This is a genomic window from Erythrobacter sp. (genome assembly GCA_019739335.1).
Classification (GTDB): Bacteria; Pseudomonadota; Alphaproteobacteria; order Sphingomonadales; family Sphingomonadaceae; genus Alteraurantiacibacter.
The window spans coordinates 2,234,823-2,260,730 of sequence record CP073261.1 but is presented as its reverse complement, the minus strand read 5'-3'; the positions used below and the strand labels follow the sequence as shown (position 1 = coordinate 2,260,730).

Annotated in this window: 26 protein-coding genes and 2 tRNA genes; 16 read left to right on the top strand and 12 right to left on the bottom strand. The window is 63.8% G+C overall.

Translation table 11 applies throughout. The annotated features are described in order from the left end of the window. The 4 genes from JY451_11105 (at nucleotide 1) to JY451_11090 (ending at nucleotide 3,354) form a co-directional block, all read left to right on the top strand. A complete protein-coding gene (locus JY451_11105) occupies nucleotides 1-1,107 on the top strand; it encodes an inositol-3-phosphate synthase (protein ID QZH74238.1) in 1,107 nt (368 codons plus the stop codon). A 12-nt stretch (nucleotides 1,108-1,119) separates the two neighbouring features. Continuing rightward, nucleotides 1,120-2,076 carry a zinc-binding dehydrogenase gene (locus tag JY451_11100; GenBank protein QZH76689.1) on the top strand — a complete coding sequence of 319 codons (957 nt, stop codon included), beginning with the start codon at nucleotides 1,120-1,122 and terminating at the stop codon, nucleotides 2,074-2,076. Beyond that, nucleotides 2,073-3,062, top strand: a complete 990-nt coding sequence (locus JY451_11095; GenBank protein QZH74237.1) for a Gfo/Idh/MocA family oxidoreductase — start codon at nucleotides 2,073-2,075, stop codon at nucleotides 3,060-3,062. Before JY451_11100 ends, JY451_11095 begins: the two co-directional genes overlap by 4 nt. Nucleotides 3,063-3,141: 79 nt before the next feature. Beyond that, nucleotides 3,142-3,354: a hypothetical protein gene (locus JY451_11090; GenBank protein QZH74236.1), complete on the top strand. Its 213-nt coding sequence runs from the start codon at nucleotides 3,142-3,144 to the stop codon at nucleotides 3,352-3,354. Nucleotides 3,355-3,660: 306 nt separating this feature from the next. Here the strand turns inward: JY451_11090 and JY451_11085 are convergent. Next, nucleotides 3,661-3,747 (bottom strand) — tRNA-Leu (locus JY451_11085). Between the two features lie 98 nt (nucleotides 3,748-3,845). Further along, nucleotides 3,846-4,748 (bottom strand): zinc-ribbon domain-containing protein, encoded by a 903-nt coding sequence (locus JY451_11080; GenBank protein QZH74235.1) that lies wholly within the window; start codon nucleotides 4,746-4,748, stop codon nucleotides 3,846-3,848. A gap of 430 nt (nucleotides 4,749-5,178) precedes the next feature. Between JY451_11080 and ftsE the strand changes: the two genes are divergently transcribed. The 5 genes from ftsE to JY451_11055 all read left to right on the top strand — a co-directional run bounded on the left by ftsE (nucleotide 5,179) and on the right by JY451_11055 (nucleotide 9,199). Beyond that, nucleotides 5,179-5,904 carry a cell division ATP-binding protein FtsE gene (ftsE, locus tag JY451_11075; protein QZH74234.1) on the top strand — a complete coding sequence of 242 codons (726 nt, stop codon included), beginning with the start codon at nucleotides 5,179-5,181 and terminating at the stop codon, nucleotides 5,902-5,904. Between the two features lie 7 nt (nucleotides 5,905-5,911). Next, complete coding sequence (locus JY451_11070; protein QZH74233.1) at nucleotides 5,912-6,832, top strand: cell division protein; 921 nt, start codon at nucleotides 5,912-5,914, stop codon at nucleotides 6,830-6,832. A 10-nt stretch (nucleotides 6,833-6,842) separates the two neighbouring features. Continuing rightward, on the top strand, nucleotides 6,843-7,370 hold the full coding sequence (locus JY451_11065) for a YdcF family protein (GenBank protein ID QZH74232.1): 528 nt from the start codon (nucleotides 6,843-6,845) through the stop codon (nucleotides 7,368-7,370). Then, on the top strand, nucleotides 7,367-8,125 hold the full coding sequence (locus tag JY451_11060) for a 1-acyl-sn-glycerol-3-phosphate acyltransferase (GenBank protein ID QZH74231.1): 759 nt from the start codon (nucleotides 7,367-7,369) through the stop codon (nucleotides 8,123-8,125). The genes JY451_11065 and JY451_11060 overlap by 4 nt, the downstream gene beginning before the upstream one ends. A 90-nt stretch (nucleotides 8,126-8,215) precedes the next feature. After that, nucleotides 8,216-9,199, top strand: coding sequence for an asparaginase (locus tag JY451_11055; protein ID QZH74230.1), 984 nt, complete (start codon nucleotides 8,216-8,218; stop codon nucleotides 9,197-9,199). Nucleotides 9,200-9,209: 10 nt separating this feature from the next. Here the strand turns inward: JY451_11055 and JY451_11050 are convergent, their stop codons facing one another. From JY451_11050 to JY451_11025, 6 genes are all read right to left on the bottom strand, one after another. Beyond that, entirely contained in the window at nucleotides 9,210-10,199 is a 990-nt protein-coding gene (locus JY451_11050; GenBank protein QZH74229.1) for a MarR family transcriptional regulator, read from the bottom strand. A 78-nt stretch (nucleotides 10,200-10,277) separates the two neighbouring features. Further along, nucleotides 10,278-11,567, bottom strand: a complete 1,290-nt coding sequence (locus JY451_11045; protein ID QZH74228.1) for an adenylosuccinate synthase — start codon at nucleotides 11,565-11,567, stop codon at nucleotides 10,278-10,280. Nucleotides 11,568-11,720: 153 nt separating this feature from the next. Next, on the bottom strand, nucleotides 11,721-12,227 hold the full coding sequence (locus tag JY451_11040; protein QZH74227.1) for a hypothetical protein: 507 nt from the start codon (nucleotides 12,225-12,227) through the stop codon (nucleotides 11,721-11,723). A gap of 72 nt (nucleotides 12,228-12,299) precedes the next feature. Beyond that, nucleotides 12,300-12,803 carry a cytochrome c gene (locus tag JY451_11035; protein QZH74226.1) on the bottom strand — a complete coding sequence of 168 codons (504 nt, stop codon included), beginning with the start codon at nucleotides 12,801-12,803 and terminating at the stop codon, nucleotides 12,300-12,302. Further along, nucleotides 12,800-13,297, bottom strand: a complete 498-nt coding sequence (locus tag JY451_11030) for a hypothetical protein (protein QZH74225.1) — start codon at nucleotides 13,295-13,297, stop codon at nucleotides 12,800-12,802. The genes JY451_11035 and JY451_11030 overlap by 4 nt, the downstream gene beginning before the upstream one ends. Next, nucleotides 13,294-13,758, bottom strand: coding sequence for a DUF305 domain-containing protein (locus tag JY451_11025; GenBank protein ID QZH76688.1), 465 nt, complete (start codon nucleotides 13,756-13,758; stop codon nucleotides 13,294-13,296). The genes JY451_11030 and JY451_11025 overlap by 4 nt, the downstream gene beginning before the upstream one ends. Before the next feature lie 238 nt (nucleotides 13,759-13,996). On the opposite strand from JY451_11025, the gene JY451_11020 reads away from it, so the two are divergent. After that, complete coding sequence (locus tag JY451_11020; GenBank protein ID QZH74224.1) at nucleotides 13,997-15,166, top strand: glycosyltransferase family 1 protein; 1,170 nt, start codon at nucleotides 13,997-13,999, stop codon at nucleotides 15,164-15,166. On the opposite strand, the gene JY451_11015 is transcribed toward JY451_11020, so the two are convergent. Next, the gene (locus JY451_11015) at nucleotides 15,158-15,616 is read right to left on the bottom strand and encodes a hypothetical protein (protein QZH74223.1); all 459 of its coding nucleotides are present in this window, start codon (nucleotides 15,614-15,616) and stop codon (nucleotides 15,158-15,160) included. The genes JY451_11020 and JY451_11015 overlap by 9 nt on opposite strands. A gap of 75 nt (nucleotides 15,617-15,691) precedes the next feature. After that, nucleotides 15,692-16,465 carry a PadR family transcriptional regulator gene (locus tag JY451_11010; protein QZH76687.1) on the bottom strand — a complete coding sequence of 258 codons (774 nt, stop codon included), beginning with the start codon at nucleotides 16,463-16,465 and terminating at the stop codon, nucleotides 15,692-15,694. A 204-nt stretch (nucleotides 16,466-16,669) separates the two neighbouring features. Between JY451_11010 and JY451_11005 the strand changes: the two genes are divergently transcribed. From JY451_11005 to JY451_10990, 4 genes are all read left to right on the top strand, one after another. Continuing rightward, nucleotides 16,670-17,989 carry a replication-associated recombination protein A gene (locus JY451_11005; GenBank protein ID QZH74222.1) on the top strand — a complete coding sequence of 440 codons (1,320 nt, stop codon included), beginning with the start codon at nucleotides 16,670-16,672 and terminating at the stop codon, nucleotides 17,987-17,989. Continuing rightward, a complete protein-coding gene (locus JY451_11000; GenBank protein QZH74221.1) occupies nucleotides 17,982-18,872 on the top strand; it encodes a hypothetical protein in 891 nt (296 codons plus the stop codon). The genes JY451_11005 and JY451_11000 overlap by 8 nt, the downstream gene beginning before the upstream one ends. Before the next feature lie 34 nt (nucleotides 18,873-18,906). After that, nucleotides 18,907-18,982 (top strand) — tRNA-Thr (locus JY451_10995). A 234-nt stretch (nucleotides 18,983-19,216) separates the two neighbouring features. Further along, nucleotides 19,217-19,600: a hypothetical protein gene (locus JY451_10990; protein QZH74220.1), complete on the top strand. Its 384-nt coding sequence runs from the start codon at nucleotides 19,217-19,219 to the stop codon at nucleotides 19,598-19,600. Between the two features lie 94 nt (nucleotides 19,601-19,694). Here the strand turns inward: JY451_10990 and JY451_10985 are convergent, their stop codons facing one another. After that, complete coding sequence (locus JY451_10985; protein ID QZH74219.1) at nucleotides 19,695-21,005, bottom strand: MgtC/SapB family protein; 1,311 nt, start codon at nucleotides 21,003-21,005, stop codon at nucleotides 19,695-19,697. A 157-nt stretch (nucleotides 21,006-21,162) separates the two neighbouring features. Between JY451_10985 and JY451_10980 the strand changes: the two genes are divergently transcribed. Next, nucleotides 21,163-22,617, top strand: a complete 1,455-nt coding sequence (locus JY451_10980) for an inorganic triphosphatase (protein QZH74218.1) — start codon at nucleotides 21,163-21,165, stop codon at nucleotides 22,615-22,617. A 358-nt stretch (nucleotides 22,618-22,975) separates the two neighbouring features. Here the strand turns inward: JY451_10980 and JY451_10975 are convergent, their stop codons facing one another. After that, nucleotides 22,976-24,361: a class II fumarate hydratase gene (locus JY451_10975; protein ID QZH74217.1), complete on the bottom strand. Its 1,386-nt coding sequence runs from the start codon at nucleotides 24,359-24,361 to the stop codon at nucleotides 22,976-22,978. A 210-nt stretch (nucleotides 24,362-24,571) separates the two neighbouring features. On the opposite strand from JY451_10975, the gene JY451_10970 reads away from it, so the two are divergent. Further along, complete coding sequence (locus tag JY451_10970) at nucleotides 24,572-25,903, top strand: NAD(P)/FAD-dependent oxidoreductase (GenBank protein QZH74216.1); 1,332 nt, start codon at nucleotides 24,572-24,574, stop codon at nucleotides 25,901-25,903. Nucleotides 25,904-25,908 lie beyond the last annotated feature (5 nt).

The window sequence follows — 25,908 nt, the reverse complement described above, 5'->3', positions numbered from 1 at the left end:
ATGTTGTCCCCTGATTCCCGCGGCATCCGGCTGGCGCTGGTCGGCGTCGGCAATTGCGCCAGTTCGCTGGTGCAAGGTCTCGCGCATTATCGCGGCGGCGCCAACGACCTGACCGGCCTGATGCACGCCGAAGTGGCTGGCTACCGTCCGGAAGATATTCACGTGGTGGCAGCCTGGGATGTCGACGAGCGCAAGGTCGGCCGCGACGTGGCAGAAGCGATCTTCGCGCCGCCCAATTGCACGCAGGTCTTTTGTGAAAGGGTCGAGCCGACGGGAACCACGGTCCGCATGGGACGCGCGCTCGACGGGATCGCCGGGCACATGGCCGGATACCCGGAAGCCCGAACCTTCAAACCCGCCGGGGAGACAGAACCGAACAAGCAGGAAGTGATCGAGGTGCTGCTGGAAAGCGAAGCCGACGTGCTGGTGAATTACCTTCCCGTCGGATCACAACAGGCCACCGAATTCTATGCCGAATGCGCGCTCGAAGCCGGGGTCGCCTTCGTCAACAACATCCCGGTGTTCATTGCCAGCGATGCCGACTGGGCCGAGCGCTTCCGCAAGGCCGGGGTGCCGATCATCGGAGACGATATCAAATCGCAGCTCGGTGCCACGATCGTGCACCGCGTGCTGACCGACCTGTTCAGGAAGCGCGGTGTGAAGCTGGAACGAACCTATCAACTCAACACCGGCGGCAATACCGATTTCCTCAACATGCTTGAACGGAGCCGCCTCGCGTCCAAAAAGCTGTCCAAGACCGAGGCTGTGCAATCGGTGGCGGCATCAAGGCTGGTCGACGAGCATATCCATGTGGGCCCGTCCGATTATGTCGCTTGGCAGAACGACAACAAGGTCGCGTTCATCCGCATGGAAGGGCAATTGTTCGGCGGCGTGCCGATGAACCTCGAACTGCGGCTCTCGGTGGAGGACAGCCCGAATTCCGCTGGGGTCGCGATCGACATGATCCGCTGCGCGAAGCTGGCGCGCGATCGCGGGCTGGCAGGGCCGGTCCATCCCGCCGCCTCCTATTTCTGCAAGCACCCCCCGAAACAGGTCACCGATGACGAAGCCTGGGCTGCGCTCGAACAGTTCATCGGGCAGGATTGAACGATGGGTCGGATGAAATCGGCGGAAGTCATCGCCCCGGGGAGCGTACGAATGGCTGATATCCACGTGCCCGAACCCGGCGAGGGGCAGGTCCGGATTAGGCTGGAGGGCTGCGGCGTCTGCGCTTCAAACCTTGGCCCATGGGCTGGGCCCGATTGGCTCGAATTTCCCCTGCCGCCGGGCGATCTGGGGCACGAAGGGTGGGGCGTGGTGGAGGCCGTGGGGAAGGGGGTTTCCGAGGTCAGGGTGGGTGATCGGGTGGCAGCGCTGAGCTACCGCGCCTACGCCGAGTTCGATCTTGCCGATGCCAAGGCGCTGCTCAAGCTGCCCCCAGAACTGGAGGGCAAGCCCTTCCCCGGCGAACCGCTTGGCTGCGCGTTCAACATTTTCCGCCGCAGCAATATCGCGCCGGGGCAAAACGTCGCCATCATCGGCATCGGTTTTCTGGGGGCTGTGCTTACCCAGCTCGCCAGCGATGCCGGGGCGCGCGTCATCGCGATCTCGCGCCGCCCGGAGTCGCTTGAGCTGGCGAAGCACTATGGCGCGGCAGAAGTGATCCCGATGGACGATCACCAGGCCATCATCGATGCCACGAAGCAACTCACAGACGGCACGATGTGCGAACGGGTAATCGAATGCGTTGGCAAGCAATGGCCGCTCGATCTGGCGGGTGAACTGGTGGCGTTCGGCGGCAGGCTCGTCGTCGCCGGCTATCACCAGGACGGCCCGCGACAGGTCGACATGCAGGGCTGGAACTGGAAGGGGGTCGACGTGATCAACGCCCACGAGCGCGATCTCGCCGTGCAGATGCGCGGGATGCGCGAGGCAGCAGAGGCAGTGGTCAGCGGCAGGCTCGATCCCGCGCCGCTCTACACCCACATCTATCGGCTCGAAGAACTCGGCGAGGCGCTCGATGCCACCCGCGACAAGCCGCCCGGCTTCGTCAAGGCCCTGGTACTCTATCCATGAAGCTGCCGCGCGTGGGCTTTCTCGGCACCGGCTGGATCGGGCGCCACCGGTTGCAGGCGATGGTCGCCAGCGGGGCGGTCAGTGCGACCGCGCTCTGCGATCCTTCCCCGGAATGTCTGGCCGCGGCGCTGGAGATAGCCCCTGATGCGAAGCCGGTCCCCTCGCTGGAAGCCATGCTCGATCTGGACCTCGACGGGCTGGTCATCGCCACGCCCAGCGCGCTGCATGCGCAGCAGGCGATCGCCGCGCTGGAGCGGGGAATCGCGGTGTTCTGCCAGAAGCCGCTTGGCCGCAATGAAGCCGAGGCGCGCAGAGTCATTGCGGCGGCGCAGGCGGCTGACCGCTTGCTCGGGGTGGACCTGTCGTATCGCTACACTGCCGCTACTCAGGCTGTGGCGAAGGAAATTCAGGAGGGCCGAACCGGGCCTGTATTCGCCGCCGACCTGACGTTCCACAATGCCTACGGGCCGGACAAGCCGTGGTTCTACGACCGCTTCCAGTCCGGCGGCGGTTGCGTCATCGACCTCGGCGTTCACCTTGTCGACCTGGCCATGTGGCTGCTCGGCTACCCGGCTGTCGAGCGTGTCACTTCACGGCTCTATGCCAATGGCCGCCCGCTTGAACCCGGTGCAGGCGCTGTCGAAGACTATGCAGTGGCCCACCTCGATCTTGATACCGGTGCCAGCTTCCGGCTTGCCTGTTCGTGGAACCTCCATGCGGGACAGGAAGCCGTGATCGAAGCCGTGTTCCATGGCCCGCAAGCAGCCGCCGGGTTTCGCAACATCGGCGGCAGCTTCTACGATTTCGAAGCCTTCGCGAATAATGGCACCGCACGGACCTGCCTCTCCTCTCCGCCCGATAAATGGGGCGGGCGGGCCGCCGCCCATTGGGCCACATCGCTCGCGAGAAGCACACGCTTCGATCCCGACGTTCACCAGGTCGGAAACGTATCGGCAATTCTCGACCGGATCTACGCGCCCGACTAGCGTCACCACGGGACAGCCGCGAGGACGCTGGTCGCAGCTATGGCTCCACTCAGCGCAAGAGCGGGCCCACTATAAAGATTTGAAGAATAATCTGCAAACAGCGCAGGCCTACTTCGAGGTGGAGGCCGATAAGGATTTCGCTCAGCTTTACGCCCAGGTCGACGCTCATATCGAGGCGCTGGAGGCCACCAGCCCGAGCCAGACGCTACCGGGCGGGACCCGTCGGCGAACAGCAAATCGAAGATCCCCCCAGGTTCGGGCTGATTCGATTTTCGATGACGTCGATGATTGACTGGAGGCGAACATTTGCTGTGCCGTGATTGCGTACGGTTCTTGGCACTCAGTCGCGCATCTGCAGGAAGGCATTCATCTTCGCTCTATGGCTGCGTGGACACTCCCTTCATCCTCATGCACGCTCGGAAAGGGGGTACGCTACTTCCAGGCAGAGACTTAAGCGAATGTTGGCCCCCTTCTTGCCGCGACAGCGGTCTCTCTCGCCCGCGACGCCGCATTTCCGAGCGCCAAAGCCCGCAGAACTGCGCCATTCTGAAGGCGCTCATCGCCCGGAGGCAAAATTAGGTTAGCTTTTTGGACTGTTTGGTGCGGTCGAGAAGACTCGAACTTCCACGGGCTTTCGCCCACAACGACCTCAACGTTGCGCGTCTACCAGTTCCGCCACGACCGCACATCGATGGGACCGGCCAGTGGCCCGCCTCGGTAGGAGCGCGCCACTAGCAAAAGGGTTTGGTGCCTGCAAGCTGCGAATGCAGGACAAGTTTCGATCTATTCGGGCTTCCATCCGAATTGCACTTCGCGGGCCGAGCGGGGAATATCGGTCACCGCTTCGCTCACTGGGACGGTTTCGCCCGGAGCGAGGGTGGCTTGCTGCGGGCGAACCACCCATTCGTACACCTTGCGATCTCGCGAATCGCGGAGCACGATCAGGATCGCGGGCAGGCTGTGCGTTTGCGTACCGATGTTGGTGATCGTGCCGCGCGCGCTGAAATATTCGGTGCCATTGGGCAGCGACTGGCGTTCCTGCTGTTCGCGCGGAAAATCGAGCTGGAGATCCGGATTACCCGGCGCAAAGGTGGGGCGGTCCACCGGAACCCAGTCTGGCAGGCCCCAGTAGGATACCGCAAAGATCAGGCCGGCAGCGACCACCGCGAAAATTCCCGCCGCCCAGCTCCACATCTTGAGCGGATTGCGGCGCGGGCGGAAGGGAGGTTCGTGATCGAACGGCGACTGCGGCGGATCGCCAAAATCGCTCGGCACTTCCCTTTCCCGCGCGCGCGGCGGGCGCACTTCGTCGCGCAGGGACTCGGGCGAAGGCCCGGTCGGTGGCTCCGGCAGGGGCTCGTCCGCGACGGGTGCTTCGAAGGCCGATTGCGCCTCTGCCGCTTCCGGGCGTGGCGCAGGTGCGCTGGCCGAAACCGAGGGTGGAGGTGGAGGTGGAGGTGGAGGTGGAGGTGGAGGTGTAGGTGGAGTTACAGGAGACGGTGGCGGTGGAGTTGCAAGTGAGGGTGGCGTAGGCGCCATATCGCCCGTTTCACTGCCATCCACGCCTGGCCCCTCCTGGAACCAGCTATGGCGGCATTTCGCACAGCGCACGGTTCGCCCATCCCCACCTATCGCGGTATCGGGCACGACATATCGAGTCGTACAGGCGGGGCACTGGATGATCATAGCCTAAAGTCCTGCCTACGCCCGCATATCCCGCGCAACAAGATTACCCTGCCCCGAGAAGGCCCGGTTGCGGCTTTTTTCCACAAGCACCAGCGACTAAAGCTCGTGTGCGGGGTGTTCCCGCCCTTCCCGTCACCTCTACGAGGCCTACGACCCTGCTTCAGGTAGGTGAAACCATCGGCACGGAGCCGAATTTTGTTCAGCGCTAGGAGCGAGGAGGGAGCCATACCGAAGCATAGAGACCCACGAGAGAAGCGGCGCTGAGCAAAATTCGGCCCGCCGAAACGGGGTCGCGTCAGGATGTCCGCTGGCCACGTTGCGCCGCTTGCAGGGGACAGCCAGCCCCTGCTACACGCCGCTCCTGTCCAGCGGACATCCTGACGCGATGACGATGCTTCCACCTACCTGAAACAGGGTCCAGCTACTCCGCATGACTTCGCCGCCAAGCTCCATCGTCCAGTTCGCCAACGTGGGCCTGCGCTACGGGACCGATCGCGAAGTGCTCAGCGACATCTCCTTCACGCTTTACCCCGGCAGTTTCTATTTCCTCACCGGGGCGAGCGGCGCGGGGAAGACCTCGATGCTCAAGCTGCTCTATCTGGCGCAGCGTCCCAGCCGGGGGATGATCTCGATGTTCGGCGAGGACGTGATTACCACGGCGCGCAAGGCACTGCCCGATTTCCGGCGGCGGATCGGAGTAGTGTTCCAGGACTTCCGCCTCGTCCCGCACCTGTCGACATTCGATAACGTCGCCTTGCCGCTGCGGATTTCCGGGATGTCGGAAGAACGCCTCCGCAAACCGGTCGACGATATGCTCGCCTGGGTCGGGCTCGATCACCGCAGCGAGGCTCGACCGGAGACGCTTTCCGGCGGGGAACAGCAGCGCGTCGCCATCGCTCGCGCGGTGATCGCCCGGCCGGAAATCCTCGTAGCCGACGAGCCCACCGGCAACGTCGACCCGGAAATGGCGCTCAAGCTGCTACGGCTGTTCGAGGCTTTGAACCGGCTGGGCACAACGGTGGTGGTAGCCACCCACGATGTCCACCTGCTGCGCAAGGTTCCCGATTCGTTGATCATGCGGCTGGACAAGGGGCAACTCTCGGATCCCACCGGCGCGCTGCGCTATCCGCCCCGGCGCGAGGCCAAGCCCCAATGATGCCCAAATGAAGCCGCCCTACCCAATTCGTCGCCGTTCCCCGCGTTTCGGCGACAGCGCGCGCATCTTGCAGCAAGCGCGGATTGCCGGACCGATGCCGTGGGTGATCGCGATCATGATCGCGCTGACAGTGATGGCGGCCGCCGCTGGCCTCGCACTCAGCAATCTGGCGAGCAATGCGCGTGACGAGATTGCCGGCGGCATCACCATACAGATTGTCGAAGGGGCACCTGCCGAGCGCAACCGACAGGCCGAGCGGGCGGTATCCTATTTCTCCAACCGGGACGATGTCGCCTCGGTCCGCCGCGTCCCCGATGCCGAGCTGGCGGCGCTGCTCGAACCGTGGCTTGGCGAAGTCGTCATGGCGGAAGAAGACGGTGTACCGATCCCGGCACTGGTTGACGTGCGACTGTCCGGCCCGGTCACTTCGGTGCGGCTGCAACAGATGCGTGAGGAATTGCTGGAGCAGGCCCCGGCCGCGCAGATCGATGCGCAGGCGAGCTGGCTTGGCCCTGTGTTCGACGCCATCCGGGCGCTGCAATTTCTCGCCGTGGGCCTGATCGTATTGCTGGCGCTGACCAGCGCCGCAGCGGTATGGCTGGCAGCGCGTAGCGCTTTGGGCTCCAACCGTGACACGATCGAGGTGATCCACCATCTGGGCGGAACCGACGGGCAGATTGCCGGGATTTTCCAGCGCTCGATCGGCCTGGATGCGGCACTGGGCGGCGCGGCGGGGCTGCTGCTGGGGCTGGCGGCAGTATTCGTGCTCGGCCAGCAATTTGCCCAGCTTGGCTCGGGCCTGATTGCGGGTGGCGGTCTGGGTCCGCTCGACTGGATGATGATCGGCGCGATTCCGGTGGCGGGGATCGTGATTGCCATGATAACGGCACGGCTGACTGTGATCGGCGCGTTAAGGCGGATGCTCTAAAGGACTATCGATGATCCGCCGCTTTCTCGCCATCCTGCTCGTCATCTGGGTGCTCGGCTTCGTGCTGTTTGCAGCCACGCTGCCGCAGCCCGCAGGCCAGTTCGAAACCGATGCCATCGTCGTCCCCACCGGGAGTGGCGGGCGCATCCCGCGCGGCCTGGACATGCTGCAAGCCGGCGCGGCGGAGCAGATGCTGGTGACGGGTGTCGATCCAGCTGTCCTGCCGGCGGAGTTCCAGGCCGAATACAATGTGCCGGACAGGGTGATGGACTGTTGCGTGACTCTGGGGTTCTCCGCGCTCGACACCCGCGGTAATGCGCGCGAGACCGCGCAATGGATGACTCAGCGAGGATATACCTCGCTTAGGCTGGTCACGGCGGACTGGCATATGCGCCGCGCAGAGGCCGAACTGGCCAGCCAGTTGCCCGACACGATCCGCATCGAGGGTGATGCCGTGCGATCGCAGGCAAACCTCTCCACCCTGTTTGTCGAATATCACAAATTCGTCGCTGTCTGGCTGCTGAAGGCGCTGGGATGATCTATCTGCGCAATATGGCCTTCTATCTGGCGTTTTATCTAGGTTCGATCTTCTTCGTGCTCGGAGCAATGATCTCCGGCTACGTCTCACCGCCGCGGGTCCGTTGGTTTTGCGAAACATGGTCCCGCTGGCATACGTTCTGCTGCGAGAAGCTGCTCGGGATAAGAATCCGCATCACCGGCACGCGCCCGCATGAGCAGGCATTCTACGCCATCCGGCACGAGAGTTTCTTCGAGGCAATTTCGCTGCCGTGGCTGTTCGAATTTCCTGCCGTGTTCGCCAAGGCCGAACTTTCGGAAATCCCCGGCTGGGGTCATGCCAGCCGCGCCTGGGGGAATATCGAAGTGGCGCGCGATCAGGGTGCGAAGGCGCTGCGCCGGATGCTGCGCGAAATTCGTCCGGCGGTGGAGAGCGGCCGTCCGGTGGTGATTTTTCCTGAAGGCGGGCGGGTGCCGCATGGCAGCGCGCCCCCGCTCCAGGCGGGCTTTGCGGCGCTGTACAAGCTGATGGCACTACCGGTGGTGCCGGTAGCGGTGGATAGCGGGCCACTATATCACCGCAAGTGGAAGCGGCCGGGCATCGTCACCTTGCATTTTGGCGAGGTGATCGAACCGGGCCTGCCACGCGCGGAAATCGAGGCGCGGGTGCACGCGGCTATCAATGCGCTGAACAGCGACCCGGGCCAGCCGGGTGATCACGGGCGAGCCTCATCGCACCCGGCCGGAAGCGCAGTTCAAAGCGCGGCGGAAGAATGACCCCTTCGTACCCCCGAGCATTCGCAGCAATCGTGTGGTCAGGTACTGCCTTGGTGGTCATGCACCGTCAGGCACGCTAACGCTGCGCTGATGAGCGACCAGCGCCGTATCCTTGTCCTCGCCACCGGAGGCACGATTGCCGGACAGGCGGGCTCTGCTACCCGCCGCGACTATCGCCCCGGCCAGATCGATATCGCCGACTTTCTCGCCGAGTTCCGCGCGCTGGGCGTGGCAGCGCAGCTCGACGGGCAGCAGATCGCCGCCATCGATTCGGCCAATATCGGGCCCGCTATCTGGCGCGAACTACACGCGGCCTGCGCCGATGCGCTGGCCGATCCCAATTGTGCCGGTGTGATCGTCACCCACGGCACCGATACCGCCGAGGAGACCGCATTCCTCCTCGACCAGACGCTGCCCACCGGCAAACCGGTGGTGCTGGTGGGGGCAATGCGGCCCGCCGATGCGGTGGGCAGCGACGGGCTTCGCAATTTCGCCAATGCGGTGCAGGTCACCGCGCATCCCGATTCGGGCGGGCGCGGGGTGCTGCTGGTGATGGGCGAGAGCGTGTTTTCGGCGCGAGACGCGCGCAAGGCGAAGACCGGAGGCACCAATGCCTTCGCAGGATTTCCGCGCGGAGCGGTCGCGCTGGCCACTCCGGCTTCGCTCGACTGGCTTTCGCCACCATGGCGCATGGACGAGGCAGCGCGCTTCGCCTTCCCCGACAGTTTCCCGCGAGTGCCGATCCTGCACGCCTTTGCCGGGATGGACGAAAGTTGCGTCAAGCAAGCGATGGAGGGAGGAGCGCGGGGAATCGTGATTGCCGGCTTCGGCGATGGCAATATGCCCGATTCCGTCCGCACCGCGCTTGCCGATGCGGTTCAGCAGGGCGTGGCCGTGGTCCGCGCCACCCGCGTGGACGAAGGACTGGTCGATCGCGAACCGGGCGACGACACACACGGCTTCATCGCCGCCCGCGCGCTCGGCCCGGCCAAGGCGCGGATCCTGCTGCAATTGCTGCTGGCGAACGGGGTAACCGACTGGCGCGAGGCGCAGTCGGCGTTCGATTTGCGCTAGGCTTTTGGCGTCACGCCAGAACGAGCGCATCCTGCCCCACCTGGGCAAAATAGCGCGCCATCGCCTCGGCGGCCTTGTCCGACAGTTCGATAAAGGCGCGGCGGCGGTCGGCATCGTCCTCAACCCGCGCGAACAGTCCCGATTCCACCATCTGCCCGATCCACCGCAGCGCCGTCGTCGGCGGCACGCCTGCGGCAATGCACAAAGAGGTGACCGAGACGCGCGCATGCTCCACCCGCGCGGCGGTGAGATCGAGCAGCATGTCCCACGCCGGATCGGCAAACAGGTCCGCGTCGAGGAACTTGGACCGGGCGCGGCGCTGGCGGATGATCTGCCGCACCAGCCGCGCGTCGGGCAGCGGCGGGCGCGGCTTGCGGATCAATTGCTGTTCGGCCCGGTAGCCCTCGCCCGGACTTTCGAAGCGGAAGGCGCCGCCGCCTGCCCGCTGGCCCCAACCGGTAGCACCCCAGCCCCCGGCAGACCGGTCAAGCTTCTCCAGCCGTTCGGCGATATGGCCAACCTGTTCGGTCAGCCGCAGCAGGGTGAGCCTGTCATCCTCCGACAATTCGCGCAGCCGCAGGCTGGGAACTTCGGCGAGGACCCGGCCCAGCGCGATCACCCGTTCTGCCCGCTGCGGATTGACGAGAATCTGCGGATTGCTTTGCGCGCAACAACCGAACACTGCGTCGAGTGCGCCAAGCGATGTCGAAATTACCAGCCGCGCCCCCGATTTCGCAGCCCGGCTATCCAACCGCGCCAATGTTGCCAGCGCCTGCGCATCGGGGCGCGGGCAATCGACCAGCACCAGTTCCCCCAGTGCCCGCGCATCGCCGGCAAACAACTGGTCAAGGTCACCGCTTTCGCGCAGCTGCAATCCGGCCGCTGCGACATCGCCCACCAGTTCCTCGCGCAAATCGGCGCAATCGGTGAAGATCGAGACGGCAATCGGCAGTCCGACCCCGTCCACCGCCAGTCCATAAGCAAAATCGACCTGCGCCATTCCCGTTGTTCCCCTGAGTCGCGATAGGTGAACAGGAGTAGAACAAAACAGGTTCGTGTCAAGAACTGGCGTTAAGCATCAATCCGCGAACGGATCGCGCACCAGAATCGTGTCCTCGCGCTCCGGGCTGGTCGAGACGCTGGCGACGGGGCAGTCGATCAGTTCCTCGATCCGGCGGATGTACTTGATCGCCTGGGCGGGAAGGTCGGCCCAGCTGCGCGCGCCCACGGTGGTCCCTTCCCAGCCGTCGATCTCCTCGTAGATCGGTTCGACCGCGGCCTGCTCGGCAGCGTGGGCGGGGAGGTAATCGAGCACCCGCTCACCGATCCGGTAGCCGGTGCAGATGCGGATCTTCTCGAATCCGTCGAGCACGTCGATCTTGGTCAGCGCGATGCCGGTGACGCCCGAGAGCGCACAGGTCTGCCGCACCAGCACCGCGTCGAACCAGCCGCAGCGGCGCTTGCGTGCGGTGACGGTGCCGAATTCGTGGCCGCGCTCGCCCAGCGTCTGGCCGACTTCGTCCTCCAGCTCGGTGGGGAACGGGCCGGAGCCGACGCGGGTGGTATAGGCCTTGACGATGCCGAGCACGAAGCCTGCTGCATTGGGGCCAAGCCCGGTGCCGCTCGCCACGGTGCCGCTGACGGTGTTGGAGCTGGTGACGAAGGGATAGGTGCCGTGATCGACATCGAGCAGCACGCCCTGTGCGCCTTCGAACAGGATCTTCCTGCCCGCCTTCTTCAATTCGTTGAGCCGCTTCCACACCGGTTGCGCGAACTGGGCGACGAAAGGCGCGATCTCCGCCAGTTCGGCAAGCAGCGCCTCGCGGTCCACCGGCGGCTGGCCGAAGCCCGCGCGCAGCGCATCGTGATGCGCGCAGAGGCGATCGAGCATCGGCCCGATCTGGTCGAGATGCGCCAGGTCGCAAACGCGGATCGCCCGGCGGCCGACCTTGTCTTCATAGGCGGGCCCAATGCCGCGCCCGGTCGTACCGATCTTGCCCTTGCCTGCCGCGGTTTCGCGCAGGCCATCGAGGTCGCGGTGCAGCGGCAGGATCAGCGGGCAGTTGTCGGCAATGCCGAAATTCTCCGGCGTGATTGCAACGCCCTGCGCCTCTAGCTTGGCAATCTCGCCCTGCAAGGCCCATGGATCGAGCACCACGCCGTTGCCGATCAGGCTGAGCGTGCCGGTGACGATGCCGCTGGGCAGCAGGCTGAGCTTGTAGGTCTTGTCCCCCACCACCAGCGTGTGCCCGGCGTTGTGCCCGCCCTGGAACCGCACGACGACATCGGCGCGGGCGGCGAGCCAGTCGACGATCTTGCCCTTGCCCTCATCGCCCCATTGGGCGCCGATCACCGTGACATTGGCCAAGCTGCACATCCTTTACCGTAGGGGATAACCGCGACGCCCTAGGGAAAGGCAATGCCAAGGGCAACACGCGCGGGGCCACAATCCGGGCAATTTTGCGACTGGACAGCCCGCCTGCTCCCCGACGATGCCATACCCCCCCTGGAGCCTGCTTTTTCAGACACGCGGGCAACGGACCAGGCCGATACGCGGTTCGTTGTCATACCGCACCCGCATCGCGTCCGCCCCATCCAGCGCCATGTAGAAGACATAGACCGCGGGCGAATCGTCGGCATACTGTTCGGACAGGGTGGCGGCGGCATAGTCGCCCTGCGCGCGCACCTGCTGCACTTCGCCCACGCTTTCGAAGAACCCGACCTGCGCCGCCTCGATATGATACTGCTGGTGATTGCGACCGCCGCAGGCCGCCGCACTTTCGGCCCAGCGCCCGTGGAACCGCGCCGGAATGCTATCCTGCACCGCGCCTGCCTGTGCGAGAGCCTCCTCCTGCCCGATGCCGGCCTCGCCTTCCGGATCGGCGGTACCGACCGGCGGCTGAGCGACGACCCCGCCACCTGCCTGTGTCGGGACATCGGGCGGCTCGGCAGGACTGTCCGGCACCGGATCGTAGCAGGCGGCCAACGCAAGGGTGAGCACGGCCAGGGCGGAGGCGGGATGTTTCATCCTGGGCCTACGCTTGGCGACTGGGCGCGGTTCCTGCCGACCAGATGGGGGATACCCTTGCGAACGGCGGTCCTAGTAAGCGGCGTACTGAGCTTCGGTCATATTCGGCATCGCCTTTACGAAGGCGACAATGTTCCAGATCGCCTCCTCTTCGTGGGTCGGGCCGAAGGCGGGCATTCCAGTCATCTTGGCTCCGTGCGTTACCAGCCAGTAAATTTCGGCAGGACTCCATTCCTGCGCTGCATGAGCGAGGGCGGGTGGCATGGGGCGCATTCCCTGGGCCCAGTCGGCGCGACCCTCGCCCACCCCTCCGTGGCAATGGGCACACATGGACTTGTAGTCGGAAGCGCCTGCCGCAACCATGGCGCGAGTCATTTCCGGCGCTTCGATATCTCCGGCCTGGCGCTGCACCGAGTTGCTGAAATTGGTATCGAGCGCCCAGGCCCCTACGGTGGTATGCCTTTGCGTTGCGGCGACATTGTAACCGCCAGTGAGGACCACCAGCAGGCCAAACAGCAACAGCAAGGCAAGGGTGCCGAGAGCGCCGAGAATCGCGCCTTTGAATTTCGAGGTCATTGTCCTTCTCCGAGGCTGCAGTCGACGAAACCCGCATATCCCAGTTCATCTTCGCTACCCGGCAACACGAGGACCATGTCCATTCCTGACAGCCCAGCATCGCCAACATCGCTCGTCGGGCTGAGCGTCACGGTGAGATTGTCCTCCCCGAACTGATTGCTGCCGATTGCAGGAAGAGGGATGATCTTCCCGTTGAGCTTGATCGCACCGCTGGCGCCGGCCTCGAAGACAAACGAGGGATGGGCCACTTCGGTAAGCCTTATCGCGCACTTGCCCTCCAGCCCGCCGAGCGCTGCGATATCGGCCGTGGACATTGTTTCCGGCTTGATTACCGGGTTGGCGACATTTTCGAGCGCGGCAGCAGCACCGACCACCGGAGCAGGCGTGGGGGCCGGATCGAGCTGAGCCTCGCGGTCGTTTCCGAGAGCACTGTTCTGGTTGCAGGCCGCCAAGGGCAGGCACAGCGCGGAAATCAAGGCAGCCAGCCACTTCATGGCTGCGCTCCTTCAGGAACGCGCTCGGTCATCCGGACCCCGTTTTCCTCGATGTCCGCAATGAGATAGCGCATTTCCGCGATCTCGCGCCGCTGGGCAAGAATGATGTCATGCGCCAGCCTGCGCACCCGTGGATCGCGGATATGGGCCCGCTCGCTCGTCATTATGGCGATGGAGTGATGAGGGATCATCGCCGACATATATTCGGTGTCGGATATGGTAGTCTGGCTTCGCACCAGCCACAGGGCCACGGCAAAAACTGCTACTGCAATCCCCAGTATCGTGAAGTTCTTGGCGCGGCTCTCGTACATCCCCCACATAAACAGCAGCATGATCACCATCATTGCCGCCCCCATCACGAAAGCCATCCAGAACCGCGTCTCGCTCCAGAAAACATGATCTATGTTATATGTATTCACGTACATCAGCAGAAACATGACGATAGTGCTAGTGGCGATCATCGCCATGAATCGGACATACATGTTCATGCCGCACCTGCTTTCATGATCCGCCTTTTCTCTCGCATGCATTCAAACCATCTTCATGAACTACAGTTAGCAATGACCGAGGGTGAGAAATGTTTCCCGGACGCGCGCGCTGCCCACTCAAGGTTGCCAGGCCTCGCCTGCCGAACATCGTGGCCTGGCCAACGTTCGCACCCTCTCGCAATCGTCCGCTCGCTCGCCTAAGGCTCGCGGCATGAATATGTCGGACCTTCGCGTTGCGCTGTTCAGCGGGAACTACAACTACGTCCGCGACGGGGCGAACCAGGCGTTGAACCGGCTGGTGGAGTACCTGTTGCGGCAGGGTGCGCAGGTGCGCGTCTATTCGCCTACGGTGGCAAAGCCCGCATTCGCACCGCAGGGCGATCTGGTCGGAGTGCCCAGTCTGGCGATCCCGGGGCGCGGCGAATACCGGGTGCCAATGGGCTTTAATGCGGCTGTGAAGGCGGATCTTGCAGCCTTCGCGCCCAATGTAATCCACGTCGCCTCGCCCGACCCCACCGGACACGCGGCGGTGCGCTGGGCGCGGGCGCGGGGGCTGCCGATATTGGCTTCGGTGCACACGCGGTTCGAGACCTATCCGCGCTATTACGGGCTGGCCTTCCTTGAGCCGGCACTGGTGGCGATCCTGCGGCGGTTCTACAATCGCTGCGATGCGCTGGTCGCTCCGTCGGAGAGCATGGCGGCGGTACTGCGCGAACAGGGAATGGGGCAGGACGTCTCAATCTGGGCGCGCGGGGTGGACCGCGGGATCTTCGCGCCCGAACGCCGGGACTCGGCGTGGCGGCGCGCACACGGCATCGGCGATGACGAGGTGGCGGTCGGCTTCCTCGGGCGGCTGGTGCTGGAAAAGGGACTGGACGTGTTCACCGAAACGGTGGCGCTGCTGCGGGAACGCGGCGTGGCGCACCGGGTGCTGGTGGTGGGGGAAGGCCCGGCGCGAGACTTCTTCGCGCGCGAGTGTCCGGAGGCGGTGTTCGTCGGCTTCCAGGGCGGCGCAGACCTTGGCCGGGCCGTGGCGAGCATGGACCTGCTGCTCAACCCCTCGATCACCGAGACTTTCGGCAATGTCACGCTGGAAGCGATGGCGAGTGGCATTCCGGTGGTGGCGGCGCGGGCAACCGGCTCGACCAGCCTGGTGCAGGACGGGGTGACTGGAAGGTTGGTCCAACCGGGCGACGCGGCAGGCTTTGCCGACGCGGTGGAAGCCTATGTCCGCGATGTCGCCCTGCGCGAGGCGCACGGCCGTGCGGGGTATGCGCGCAGCCGCGACTACAGCTGGGATGCGATCAACGCAGCGGTCGCCTCCGCCTACCTCCGTCTGTTGTCCGAACGCGGCGGAGCGGAAGCGCTGGCCTCAGCCTAACACCCCGCGCGCCGCCATCGCCCGCGCATAGAGCGTAAGGCCGAGCATGACGGAAAAGACCACAGCGGTAGCGATGTAGGTCGGCGTCGGATCGTTGATCCCCGGGATCGGATTCGCGAAGCCATAGACATTGGTGGCGATAAAGGCGGCGAGGGACAGGACAAATATCGGATAGGCCATTCGCTTGCGCAAGAGCAGCAGCACCGCCCCTAGCACCGCGCCCCAGACGCCGACCGCCCAGAGGAAATCCAGCCACAGCGGGAAGCTGGAGAAATAGTCCACCGCCGCGTCGACAGGGATGCCCATGCCGCCCACCGCCGCCTCGATATAGGCGCGGTCTCCCAGCTGCGACATTGTGTAATCGTAACCGCCAAACGCGGTGAACAGCAGCGCGATTACGCCGACCACCCACAGGTGCCAAGGCGCTGCGCCAGATGCAGTCGAATCCATAAAAAAACTCCTCCCCCGAGAAATCCCGGAGGAGGAGTATCATGGTTTCGGCAGACCGCCAAACTCAGGCCGAAGTCACATCCGCTCGATCTTGCGGGCCAGTTCGTCGATCAGGTCGATCACCTGGTCCTTGTCCATCGTCACCCCGCCGCTGGCAGCCTTGTTGGTGATGACCGAGGCGAGGTTGCCCAGCGCGCGGAACATCGCCGATTGCCCGCCAGAGCGCTCCCGCTCGGCACGCTTCTCGAACCGGCGACCGAGTCGGTGCCACAGCTCTTCCAGCTCGTCCTTGCGATCGAGCAGTTCGGCAGTGCCGGCATCGGTGGCGCGGTAGAGCTTGCGCGCGTCCTCGCTCTCCTGTTCGGCAATCACGCCTTCGTCGGCGAGCATCTGCAAAGTCGGGTAGATGGTGCCCGGACTGGGCGAATAGGCCCCGTCGGTCAGCTCCTCCAGCGCCTTGATCAGCTCGTATCCGTGGCGCGGTTCCTCGGCCAGCATGGCGAGCAACACCAGTCGCAATTCGCCGGAGCCGAACATCCGCTGCCGACGCTGGCGGGGGCCACCGTGCATCTCGCCGCGATGCCGGCCACCACGTCCGCCGCCGCCCATCATGCCGCCCTTGCCGAACAGTCCGCCCGGTCCGAACACGCCCTGAAGCGCGAAGGGTCCGGCTGCTCCGAAGGGGCCGCCGGGGCCGAACAGATTGTCGCTATTGAACTCGCGGCGGAACTGACTCTTGAACTCGCTGCGACGGCGGCGGCGGCGCTCGTCGCGGTCCTCGCCCTCATCGTCGCCATCGGCGCCGATCTCGATGGAGAACTCGTCTTCCTCGTCCTCCACCGGTTCCATATCCTCCGGCTCGAACACATCCTCGGGCGGACGCGGTGCCTTTGGCGGCTTGGGGGGCTTCGGCGGCTTGGGCCTTCCCGGCCCCTTGTCGTTCTTGTTGCTCATGGCGCAAACTCCTGTCTCGTCCCGATCTTAAGATATATCTTAGACCTATCGTAACAAGAGGCGGTGCAAAATTTTTGCGGCCCCGCTAGAAGCTCGGCAATGGCCGACCTTTTCGCCGATGACCTCCCGCAATTCAGCGGCCCCGATGCGCCCGCCGCCGACGCGCCGCTGGCCGACCGCCTGCGCCCGCGCGATCTTTCCGAGATCATCGGGCAGGAACACCTCACCGGCCCCGAAGGCGCGATCGGACGCATGGTGGCAGCCGGGCGGCTCTCCAGCTCGATCCTTTGGGGCCCGCCCGGCACCGGCAAGACCAGCATCGCCCGCCTGCTCGCCGACGCGGTGGGGATGCGCTACGAAGCGGTGAGCGCGGTGTTCAGCGGAGTGGCAGACCTCAAAAAGGCCTTTGCCGCTGCCGAGACAGCGCAGAAGATGGGCCAGCGCACGCTGCTGTTCGTGGACGAGATCCACCGCTTCAACCGCGCGCAACAGGATGGCTTCCTGCCTTTCGTCGAGCGGGGCGTAGTGACGCTGGTGGGCGCGACTACCGAGAACCCCAGTTTCGAACTCAACGCGGCGCTGCTCAGCCGCGCACAGGTGCTGATCCTGCACCGGCTCGACGCGGCGGCGCTGGAGCGATTGCTCGCCCGCGCCGAGGAGCTCGAAGGCCCCCTTCCCCTAACGCCCGCAGCGCGCGATGCACTGGTGGCCTCCGCCGATGGTGACGGGAGGTTCCTGCTCAACCAGGCCGAAACGCTCTACAGCGCAAAGATCGCGGAACCGCTCGATCCCGCCGCCCTGGGCGCGTTCCTGCAACGCCGGGTGGCGGTCTACGACAAGGACCGCGAGGGGCATTACAATCTCATTTCCGCGTTGCACAAGGCGGTGCGCGGGTCCGATCCGCAGGCGGCGCTCTATTATCTAGCGCGGATGCTGACGGCGGGAGAGGAACCGCTGTTCCTCGCCCGGCGGCTGGTGCGGATGGCGGTGGAGGACATCGGCATGGCCGATCCCGCCGCGCTCACCCAGTGCATGGCGGCGAAGGACGCCTACCAGTTCCTCGGCAGCCCGGAAGGCGAACTGGCGCTGGCACAGGCCTGCGTCTACCTCGCCACCGCGCCCAAATCGAACGCCGTTTACAAGGCGCAGAAGGCCGCGTGGAAGAGTGCGCGCGAGACCGGCAGCCTGATGCCGCCAATGAACATCGTCAACGCGCCGACCAAACTGATGAAGGACGTCGGCTACGGCAAGGGCTACACCTACGATCACGACGCGGATGAGGGCTTTTCGGGCGACAATTACTGGCCCGAGGAAATGGCCCCGCAGGAATTCTACCAGCCGGTCGAACGCGGGTTCGAACGAAAGGTGCGCGAACGGCTCGACTATTGGGAGAAGCTGCGCGGGGAGCGGCGTGGCTAGGGTTCGCGAGTTCGAACATTTCGTCGCCATCGACTGGTCCGGCGCGCAGGGTGCGCGGCACAAGTCGATTGCGGTGGCGGTTGCCCGCGCGGATGGCGGGCCGCCGGTGCTGGCGACGATGAAAGGCGGCTGGGCGCGGGGGGAGATCGTCGAGGTTCTGCGCCATGCCCTGCCCGCCAATTCACTGGTCGGGCTCGATCTCGGCATTTCGCTGCCCTTCGCGGACAAGGGCGCGTTCTTTCCCGGTTGGGCGGAGAGCCCGGCGGATGCCAAGGCACTGTGGGCGCTGATCGAGCGCACTTGCGAGGCCGATAAGCATTTCGCCGCCGCCAGCTTCGTCGATCATCCGCAGGCGAGCGCCTATTTCCGCCGGCATGGCGGGCGCGAGGGAGAGTACTTTAGCGCCAATGGAAAGCCGGGGGGCCAAGGCCGTTTCCGCGTCACCGAACGGGCGCAATCTCTGGCGGGGTGCAAGCCCTACTCCAACTTCAACCTTGTCGGCGCGGCGCAGGTGGGCAAGTCCAGTCTCACCGGTATGCGCGTGCTCCACGCCCTGCGCGGGGCGCTCCCCGTCTGGCCGGTGGACCCGCTGCCGCACGAGGGATCTGTGCTGGTGGAAATCTACACCGCGCTGGCGGCGATGGCGGCGGGCCGTACCGCGTCGCGCAGCAAGATCCGCAGCCGCGAGGAACTCGACAAGGCGCTGGCCGCGCTCGGCAGCCCCACGCTGGGAGGCAGTGGCGTTATGGACGATCACTCCGCCGACGCATTGGTCACAGCCGCATGGCTGCGCACAGTAGCGGGCAATGCAGCGCTGTGGTCCCCAACCGGGATGACCCGCGAAATCGCGCAAACCGAGGGCTGGACCTTCGGCGTGCGCTGAGGCATGGGGCGAGCCCAGCCCACCCGTGTGGCACGCCGGCTTAGCTCAGTTGGTAGAGCAGTTGATTTGTAATCATCAGGCCAGGGGTTCGAATCCTCTAGCCGGCACCACACAGTCCCAAAATCTCCGGTTCTCCGGAGAGCCTGCCCGGAAGGCCTTTTGATCCCCGCATTTCCGCGTAAAAGCGAAGGGGTCATCGCCGAAGGCACCCAGCTCATGTCCATCGGCAATCCGCAATCAATCGAGGTCGTCGTCGATCTCCTCTCCCGCGAGCCGTTCGTGCCGGACCAGGGAGCCCGGTGGAGATTACCTAGTGGAGCGGCCCCGATCCGCTGGCTGGAACGGTGCTGCGGAACGAGCCGTTCGGGCGGCTGGAGGTTTCCGCGCTGGGCATCGAGGAGCAGCGCGTCAACGTGATCATTGGCTTTACCGGAGCGGCAGCGACGGCTGCCGCACGCCTTGGACACGGCTACCAGCTCGCTGCCACGATTTTCCTGTGGCAGTCGGACGACATGCTGCGCGTGCCGATCGGCGCACTGTTCCGTGGCGGCGATGGAGGCTGGCGCGTGTTTGTCGAGAAAGGCGGCCGTGCGCGGGAAATCGCCGGGAACATCGGCCATCTGAATGACGAGTTCGCTAAGGTGACAGACGGGCTGGAGGCGGGCGACCAAGTCGTCCTCAATCCGGCCAATTCCTTGCACGCTGGAGACAGGATTCGCGCGCGGTAGGGGAGAATTGGGCCCAGCTGTGTCCGGCAAGTCGCTCAAGGCCGACCTCGATGGCCGTGCTTGATCAACTGGATTGCCTTCAGTCGGGCGACATTCAGCCGAACAGGTTGAAAGCGCGCAGCGCTATTGTCACCACCAGCACGCCGCAGCTGGCAAGCAGCGAATAGCCGGCTGCAGCGCCCAGCCTGGCACCTGCATTCGTGAAGACAATCGCCGTCTTGAAAGCCATGTTGATCACCACCGTTCCGGCGAGTGCGAGTGCGGCAACAGCTACGGGGAGCACATCGCGTGGCAAGGTTGAATAGGCGACCAGTGCTGCATCAACATCGAAACTTCCTGCGATAAACAGGGAAATCGCCGCGCCTGCTTCGCCAAATTCGACTTGCGCCCATTGAACCAGAAGCGATGCGGCCGCTACTGCTGCCAGAAAGCCAAAGGCCGGAAGCAGTTCAAATGGCTTGGCTGAAAGGGCGGCTTTCGCACCGGTTCCGGCCTTTTCGCGCTTCCACACCAGGCGCGCCAGCACGAAAGCCGCGAAGGCTGCCGGGCCAAGCAGCCACAGGAGCGAAATTGCCACCGCCGGTGCCAGGACAGCCGCCAGCAACAACACCCGCAGATACATGACCGCGCTGGCCAGGGCGATTCCGGTGGCGAACGGACCCGCTTCCTCGGCTTTCAGCTTGCTGGAAAATGCCGCCGTGACCGCGGTCGAGGAGTAGGCTCCGCCGATGAGCGCCGTGGCGATGGTGCCCCGGTTCTGTCCGACTATGCGGTTGAACACATAGGCCAGTATCGAGAAGCCGGTGACGAGCAGGACAACAAGCCACAGCCGGAACGGATTCCAGGCGTCGTAAGGCCCGTAGTTCGCGTCGGGGAGAAAGGGGAGCACTGCCACCGCAATCACCGCATACCTGGCGATGGCCCGTATTTCCTGCTCCGAAAGTGATTTGAGCAAACCGTGCATCTGCTTGCGGAGGGCGAGGACCAGCGTGGTCACAGCCGCACCGGCCAGGGCGATGGCTGCAAGGCCCCCGCCAGCCAGGAGCCCCAGGCCGAGGGTTGCCATCGCGGATACCATGGTGGTGGCATCGCGGCCGGTGTCTGCGGATCGTGGCTTCAGGAATGCGCCGACGAGCAGAGTGACCAGGCCTGCCAGGAGGATTGCCGCCAGCAGAGGGGAGAATTGCACCGCAAGGGTGGAAATCAGGCCACCGCAACCGCCGATAAGTGTGAAGGTTCGCACCCCGGCCACACGGGAGCCCTCCGCTTCGTCCCGCTGGTGCCACCCGCGCTCGATCCCCACCAGCAGTCCAGCGGCAAGCGCGGCCAGCAGATGAAACGCGAGATCGACCTGCGCTGCCCAATCGGTGCCTGCAAACATGGGAACTACATAGGGCGGTGCCACGATCTGCGATACATGTTCTTACCACGGACCGTGGCAAAGCGGGACGCGACCAGCAAGCCATGCAAGGAAACTCGCCCGATCTGGCATTGCACAAGCGAGGGCGGCGTTCGTTGAATGCTGCCGTATATCGGAACGGCATCTGACGAGGACTGCAGAAATGACTTCTGGCGCACTCGAAGAAGTTGAATTCAAGCTTGAACTGAGCAGCGAAGCGGCAGAGGCTCTTGACGCAGCCAGGCTCTTCGGTGCCGCCCAGGGTACCGTTCGCCAGCACACGATCTACTTTGACACGCCGGAACACGAACTTGCCGAGGAGGGGCTTTCCTTACGCATACGGCGCGTTGGCAGGAAGCGCGTGCAAACGGTCAAATTCGATGTCGGCACCGCAGCGGGTCTCTTCAGGCGTCAGGAGTGGGAGTGTGGTGTCAAGGACGATCACCCCTTCCTCGACGGCTCGAACCCGATCGTGGCCTTACTCAAAAATCGCGTCACCGATCTCGTCCCGGTTTTTACCGTAGAGAACGAGCGGCGGATCTGGCGATTGGACGGGATCGAGATCACTGTCGATCGCGGGCGCATCATTGCAGGCGGCCGCGAGTCATTCTTTTGCGAGGCGGAGCTCGAACAGAAGTCGGGGGACTTTGGCACTCTGATCGCTCTTTCGCGGCGGATTGCGAAGGTCGCGCCGGTGCGGCTTGGTGTGCTGAGCAAGGCGGAGCGTGGCTACCGCCTGCTTGGCCCTCTGCCCGGGGCTGCCAAGGCCGAGCCGATTGTGCTGGTTCCGGACATGGCTGCTGCCGATGCATTCCAGGTGGTCGTCCGTTCCTGCATCAGGCAGTTTCGGCTCAATGAACCGTTGATCCTTGAGAACCAGACTCCCGAGGCCGTGCATCAGGCCCGCGTGGCCCTGCGCCGTCTGCGCTCGGCCTTCTCGATCCACCGTGACATGCTGACAGATGAAAGGTCTGCTGCTCTGGTTGACGAGGTGCGCTGGCTGGCGAGCGTCCTGGGGGAGGCGCGCGATCTTGATGTGCTGGTCGAGCGTTCCTGCAAAGGATCGCTGCGCGAGCGGCTGATTGAAGAGAGGGCAAATGCCTATACCAGGGCAGTCCACTCGCTATCGACTGCCCGGTCGAGGAAGCTCATGCTCGATCTTGCCGATTGGCTTGCCATCGGGGAATGGCGCGTGCGACCTGAACCGCGCAGCCGTGCTCTGCCCGCCCGCGAGGTCGCGTCAGGAGCGCTCGAGCGTTACCGACGCAAGGTCAGGAAGAGGGGGCGCACCCTTGAACAAATGGACGACCCGACACGGCACGAGGTTCGCAAGGCGGCCAAGAAGCTGCACTATGCAGCGGATTTCTTCGCTTCACTTTTCGTCCAAAAGCACGAGCTGCACCGCCACCGGAGGTTCATGCAGGCGCTGAAGGATTTTGAGGATCAGCTCGGTGCCCTAAATGATCTTGCCACCGGCTCGGCGTTGTTGGCGCGGCTCGACCTGGCAGATCACCCGCAAGTTCCTGCCCTTTTCCGGAAAAAGGACAAGCAGCGCCTTCTTGCTGCAGCCGCCAAATCCCATGACGTGTTGATCGATGTGAAACGATTTTGGCGGTGAGTAAAGTGACTGCGATCGGTGACAATCTAGCTTCGCTCATGCGAACACCAATGCTCACTTCTTGGCGCAAGTCGAATGGAATGTCGGCTTTTGGGTCCAATCTATTCGAAAAAATCCTTTCTCTGCGGGAAGGTAGAGATTCAATGTCTCTGCAGGCAAGCGGATTCAGGCTGGTGATGGGCTAGGAGAAGGTATTGGAGGAGGCACTGGTCTACAGCTTCCGCATTGAAGATCATTTGCCAGAGGATCACCTGCTGCGCTCGATCGAGCGGATCGCCGATCCAATAGGTTGCTAAACGAGTATCAAGCTGCGCCACTCGGATCGCCTCAATCGAAGCAATGCTGACACAAGTGATTGCTAGACCATGTTTTGGGGCTGCACGAGGCGGTCGAAGGTCTCGGCATCGACCAGGCCGAGTTCCAGTCCAGCTTCCTTCAGGGTCAGATTGTTCTCCAGCGCGTGCTTCGCGATTCCCGCGGCATTGTCGTAGCCGATTTCGGGCATCAGTGCGGTCACCAGCATCAGTGATCGTTCAACCAGCTCGGCGATCCTTTCCTCATTTGCCTCGAGCCCCTCGATGCAGCGGCTTGCGAAGCTGACCATGCCAATGGCCAGCAGTTCGATCGAATGAAGCACATCGGACCCGATCAACGGCATGAATGTGTTCAATTCAAACTGGCCTTGCATGCCCCCGATCGTGCACGCGTGATGATTGCCGATCACCTGCGCCGCGACCATCGTCAGCATTTCGACCTGGGTGGGATTGACCTTGCCCGGCATGATCGAACTCCCCGGCTCGTTTGCCGGAAGCGACAATTCGCCGAGACCTGATCGTGGTCCCGAGGCCAGCAGGCGGATATCGTTAGCGATTTTGTTCAGCGCCACAGCCAGCGTGTTGAGCGCTCCCGAAAGGGAAACGAGTCCGTCCCGGGCGGCGAGCTGCTCGAACGCGTTGCCTGCCGGTCGAAATGTCACGCCTGTGATATCGGACAGCGCTGCGATCATATCATTTCGCCAGCCTTCGGGCGCATTCAGACCCGTTCCTACCGCCGTCCCGCCTATGGCGAGCACCCCCAAGTCACGATCGAGCGAGTCCTCGATCCGCTGAACGCAGCTGGCGATCTGCGCAGCGTATCCTGAAAACTCCTGTCCCAGCGTGAGCGGCGTCGCATCCTGGGTGTGGGTGCGCCCGATCTTGACGATGTCGGCGAACGACTTCGCCTTGTTGTCGAGAGCCGAGTGGAGCTTCTCCGCTGCGGGGAGCAGCCTTTGCCGTGAAATGAGGACGGCCGCGATATGCAGCGCAGTCGGGAAACTGTCGTTCGAGCTCTGCGATCTGTTCACATGGTCATTGGGGTGCACCGGATCCTTGCCGCCGCGAAAGCCAGTAAGAGTTTCGTTAGCGATTCCGGCGATCACCTCATTCACGTTCATGTTCGTCTGCGTGCCGCTGCCCGTCTGGAAAATGGTGAGGGGAAACTGGTCGTCGTGATAGCCGGCGCCCACCGCCTTGGCTGCTGCTTCGATGGCATCGGCCAGCGTCGCATCCAGACCATGCCGCCGGTTTACCCGTGCTGCGGCCTGCTTCACTGCGGCTAGCGCGTGAACTATCGGAAGCGGCATCCGCTGATGTGCGGGAAAGGGAAAATTCAGCAGACTCCGCTGGGTCTGTGCTCCCCAATATGCTGCTGCTGGAACCTCGATCGGGCCAAGGGAATCGGTTTCGGTACGCATGTCTTCCATGGGTTCTCCATAATCAACTTGGGTGGAGGATACGATTGCCGTTCGCCCGAATGTCGTCGGGTGGCCCTGCGACTTGAGCTAAAGGCTGGGTCCGAACTTTGGCGGACACACGGTGGAACCTCGGCCGCGCTCAATCGCTAAAGATCGGCTGGTGACCGCCTCTCGAGATCACTCTTTCGACGTCTGAAATGCCAACTATCGAGACAGCAAATGGGTTCAACCAATCAGAAAGATCACGATCTTGGCCCCGCAGCGGCGGACACCCGCCCGCACGTTGTCATCGTTGGTGCGGGGTTCGGCGGCTTGGCCTGCGCCAAGGCAATGGGAGGACGTAACGTACGGGTCACGATCATCGATCGGCACAATTATCACCTCTTCGTTCCGCTGCTCTACCAGGTCGCGACCGCGGCCCTGTCACCGGCCGATATCGCCGAACCTATCCGCAGGATCCTGCGCAAGCACACCAATATCGATGTGATCATGGCGGAGGTTATCGGTGTTGACCTTGCCAATCGCCGCGTCCAGCTGGAGCAGGGACGTCTTGTTCCCTACGACCGGCTGGTTCTCGCCACCGGATCGAGCTACAACTACTTCGGCAATGACCACTGGGCTGCCTACGCGCCTGGTCTTAAAACTGTGTCCGATGCCAGACAAATCCGCGCCAAGGTATTGCTCGGCTTCGAGCGGGCAGAGACAAGCAGGGACCCGGCAGAACAGGCGGCGTTGATGACGTCGGTTATTGTGGGTGGCGGACCGACCGGTGTGGAAATGGCTGGCGCGATCGCGGAGCTCGCGCGTTGGAGTCTGCGGCGCGACTTTCGCAATATCGATCCAGGATCGGCGCGGGTAATCCTCGTAGAAGCGGGTTCAAGGATACTCGCCCCGTTTCCTGAAAAGCTCGCCGGCTACGCTCATAGGGCGCTCGAGCGCATGGGGGTGGAGATACGCATCGGTCAGGCTGTTGGCGACGTTCGAGCCGATGGCGTGCTGATCGGCGAAGAGTTCATAAAGGCAAGCACGGTCGTCTGGGGCGCCGGAATCGCGGCTTCACCCGCGGCACGATGGCTGCGCATCGAGACCGACCGCAGCGGCCGCATTCCGGTTCGGGACGATCTGTCTGTGAAAGGCGTGGATGATGTCTTCGCTATCGGCGACACAGCACTAATGCTCGACCTGGAGGACAGGCCGCTTCCCGGACTTGCCCAAGTCGCGAAGCAGCAAGGTCAACATCTTGGCAACTCGCTTGCCGCTCATCTCGAAAGGGGCACCCCGCTCGCTCCATTCCGCTTCCGCAATCGCGGGAACACCGCCGTGGTCGGTCGAAGCGCGGCAATTTTCGATTTTGGCAAGCGGCAACTGAAGGGTTGGTTCGCGTGGGTGATGTGGGCGGTGATCCACGTGTACCTGCTGGTCGCTTTCGAGCAACGCCTGCTGGTAAGCGTGCAATGGTTCTGGCGGTGGATCACATATCAAAACGGGGCGAGACTAATATCCTACGATCGGCTGGAGCAGGGAGACTCCGCTCAGCGGGAAAACGAATAGCGGAT

Excerpts from the sequence above, each read along its gene's own strand:
- JY451_11050 (QZH74229.1), bottom strand. The coding sequence starts at position 10,199 with ATGGCGCAGGTCGATTTTGCTTATGGACTGGCGGTGGACGGGGTCGGA.
- JY451_10980 (QZH74218.1), top strand. The coding sequence starts at position 21,163 with ATGACTTCTGGCGCACTCGAAGAAGTTGAATTCAAGCTTGAACTGAGC.
- JY451_11065 (QZH74232.1), top strand. The coding sequence starts at position 6,843 with ATGATCCGCCGCTTTCTCGCCATCCTGCTCGTCATCTGGGTGCTCGGC.
- ftsE (QZH74234.1), top strand. The coding sequence starts at position 5,179 with ATGACTTCGCCGCCAAGCTCCATCGTCCAGTTCGCCAACGTGGGCCTG.
- JY451_11105 (QZH74238.1), top strand. The coding sequence starts at position 1 with ATGTTGTCCCCTGATTCCCGCGGCATCCGGCTGGCGCTGGTCGGCGTC.
- JY451_11095 (QZH74237.1), top strand. The coding sequence starts at position 2,073 with ATGAAGCTGCCGCGCGTGGGCTTTCTCGGCACCGGCTGGATCGGGCGC.
- JY451_11040 (QZH74227.1), bottom strand. The coding sequence starts at position 12,227 with ATGAAACATCCCGCCTCCGCCCTGGCCGTGCTCACCCTTGCGTTGGCC.
- JY451_11070 (QZH74233.1), top strand. The coding sequence starts at position 5,912 with ATGAAGCCGCCCTACCCAATTCGTCGCCGTTCCCCGCGTTTCGGCGAC.
- JY451_11055 (QZH74230.1), top strand. The coding sequence starts at position 8,216 with ATGAGCGACCAGCGCCGTATCCTTGTCCTCGCCACCGGAGGCACGATT.
- JY451_11030 (QZH74225.1), bottom strand. The coding sequence starts at position 13,297 with ATGAAGTGGCTGGCTGCCTTGATTTCCGCGCTGTGCCTGCCCTTGGCG.
- JY451_10975 (QZH74217.1), bottom strand. The coding sequence starts at position 24,361 with ATGGAAGACATGCGTACCGAAACCGATTCCCTTGGCCCGATCGAGGTT.
- JY451_11005 (QZH74222.1), top strand. The coding sequence starts at position 16,670 with ATGGCCGACCTTTTCGCCGATGACCTCCCGCAATTCAGCGGCCCCGAT.
- JY451_11080 (QZH74235.1), bottom strand. The coding sequence starts at position 4,748 with ATGATCATCCAGTGCCCCGCCTGTACGACTCGATATGTCGTGCCCGAT.
- JY451_11100 (QZH76689.1), top strand. The coding sequence starts at position 1,120 with ATGAAATCGGCGGAAGTCATCGCCCCGGGGAGCGTACGAATGGCTGAT.
- JY451_11010 (QZH76687.1), bottom strand. The coding sequence starts at position 16,465 with ATGGAACCGGTGGAGGACGAGGAAGACGAGTTCTCCATCGAGATCGGC.
- JY451_11035 (QZH74226.1), bottom strand. The coding sequence starts at position 12,803 with ATGACCTCGAAATTCAAAGGCGCGATTCTCGGCGCTCTCGGCACCCTT.
- JY451_11025 (QZH76688.1), bottom strand. The coding sequence starts at position 13,758 with ATGATCGCCACTAGCACTATCGTCATGTTTCTGCTGATGTACGTGAAT.
- JY451_11015 (QZH74223.1), bottom strand. The coding sequence starts at position 15,616 with ATGGATTCGACTGCATCTGGCGCAGCGCCTTGGCACCTGTGGGTGGTC.
- JY451_11060 (QZH74231.1), top strand. The coding sequence starts at position 7,367 with ATGATCTATCTGCGCAATATGGCCTTCTATCTGGCGTTTTATCTAGGT.
- JY451_10970 (QZH74216.1), top strand. The coding sequence starts at position 24,572 with ATGGGTTCAACCAATCAGAAAGATCACGATCTTGGCCCCGCAGCGGCG.
- JY451_11020 (QZH74224.1), top strand. The coding sequence starts at position 13,997 with ATGAATATGTCGGACCTTCGCGTTGCGCTGTTCAGCGGGAACTACAAC.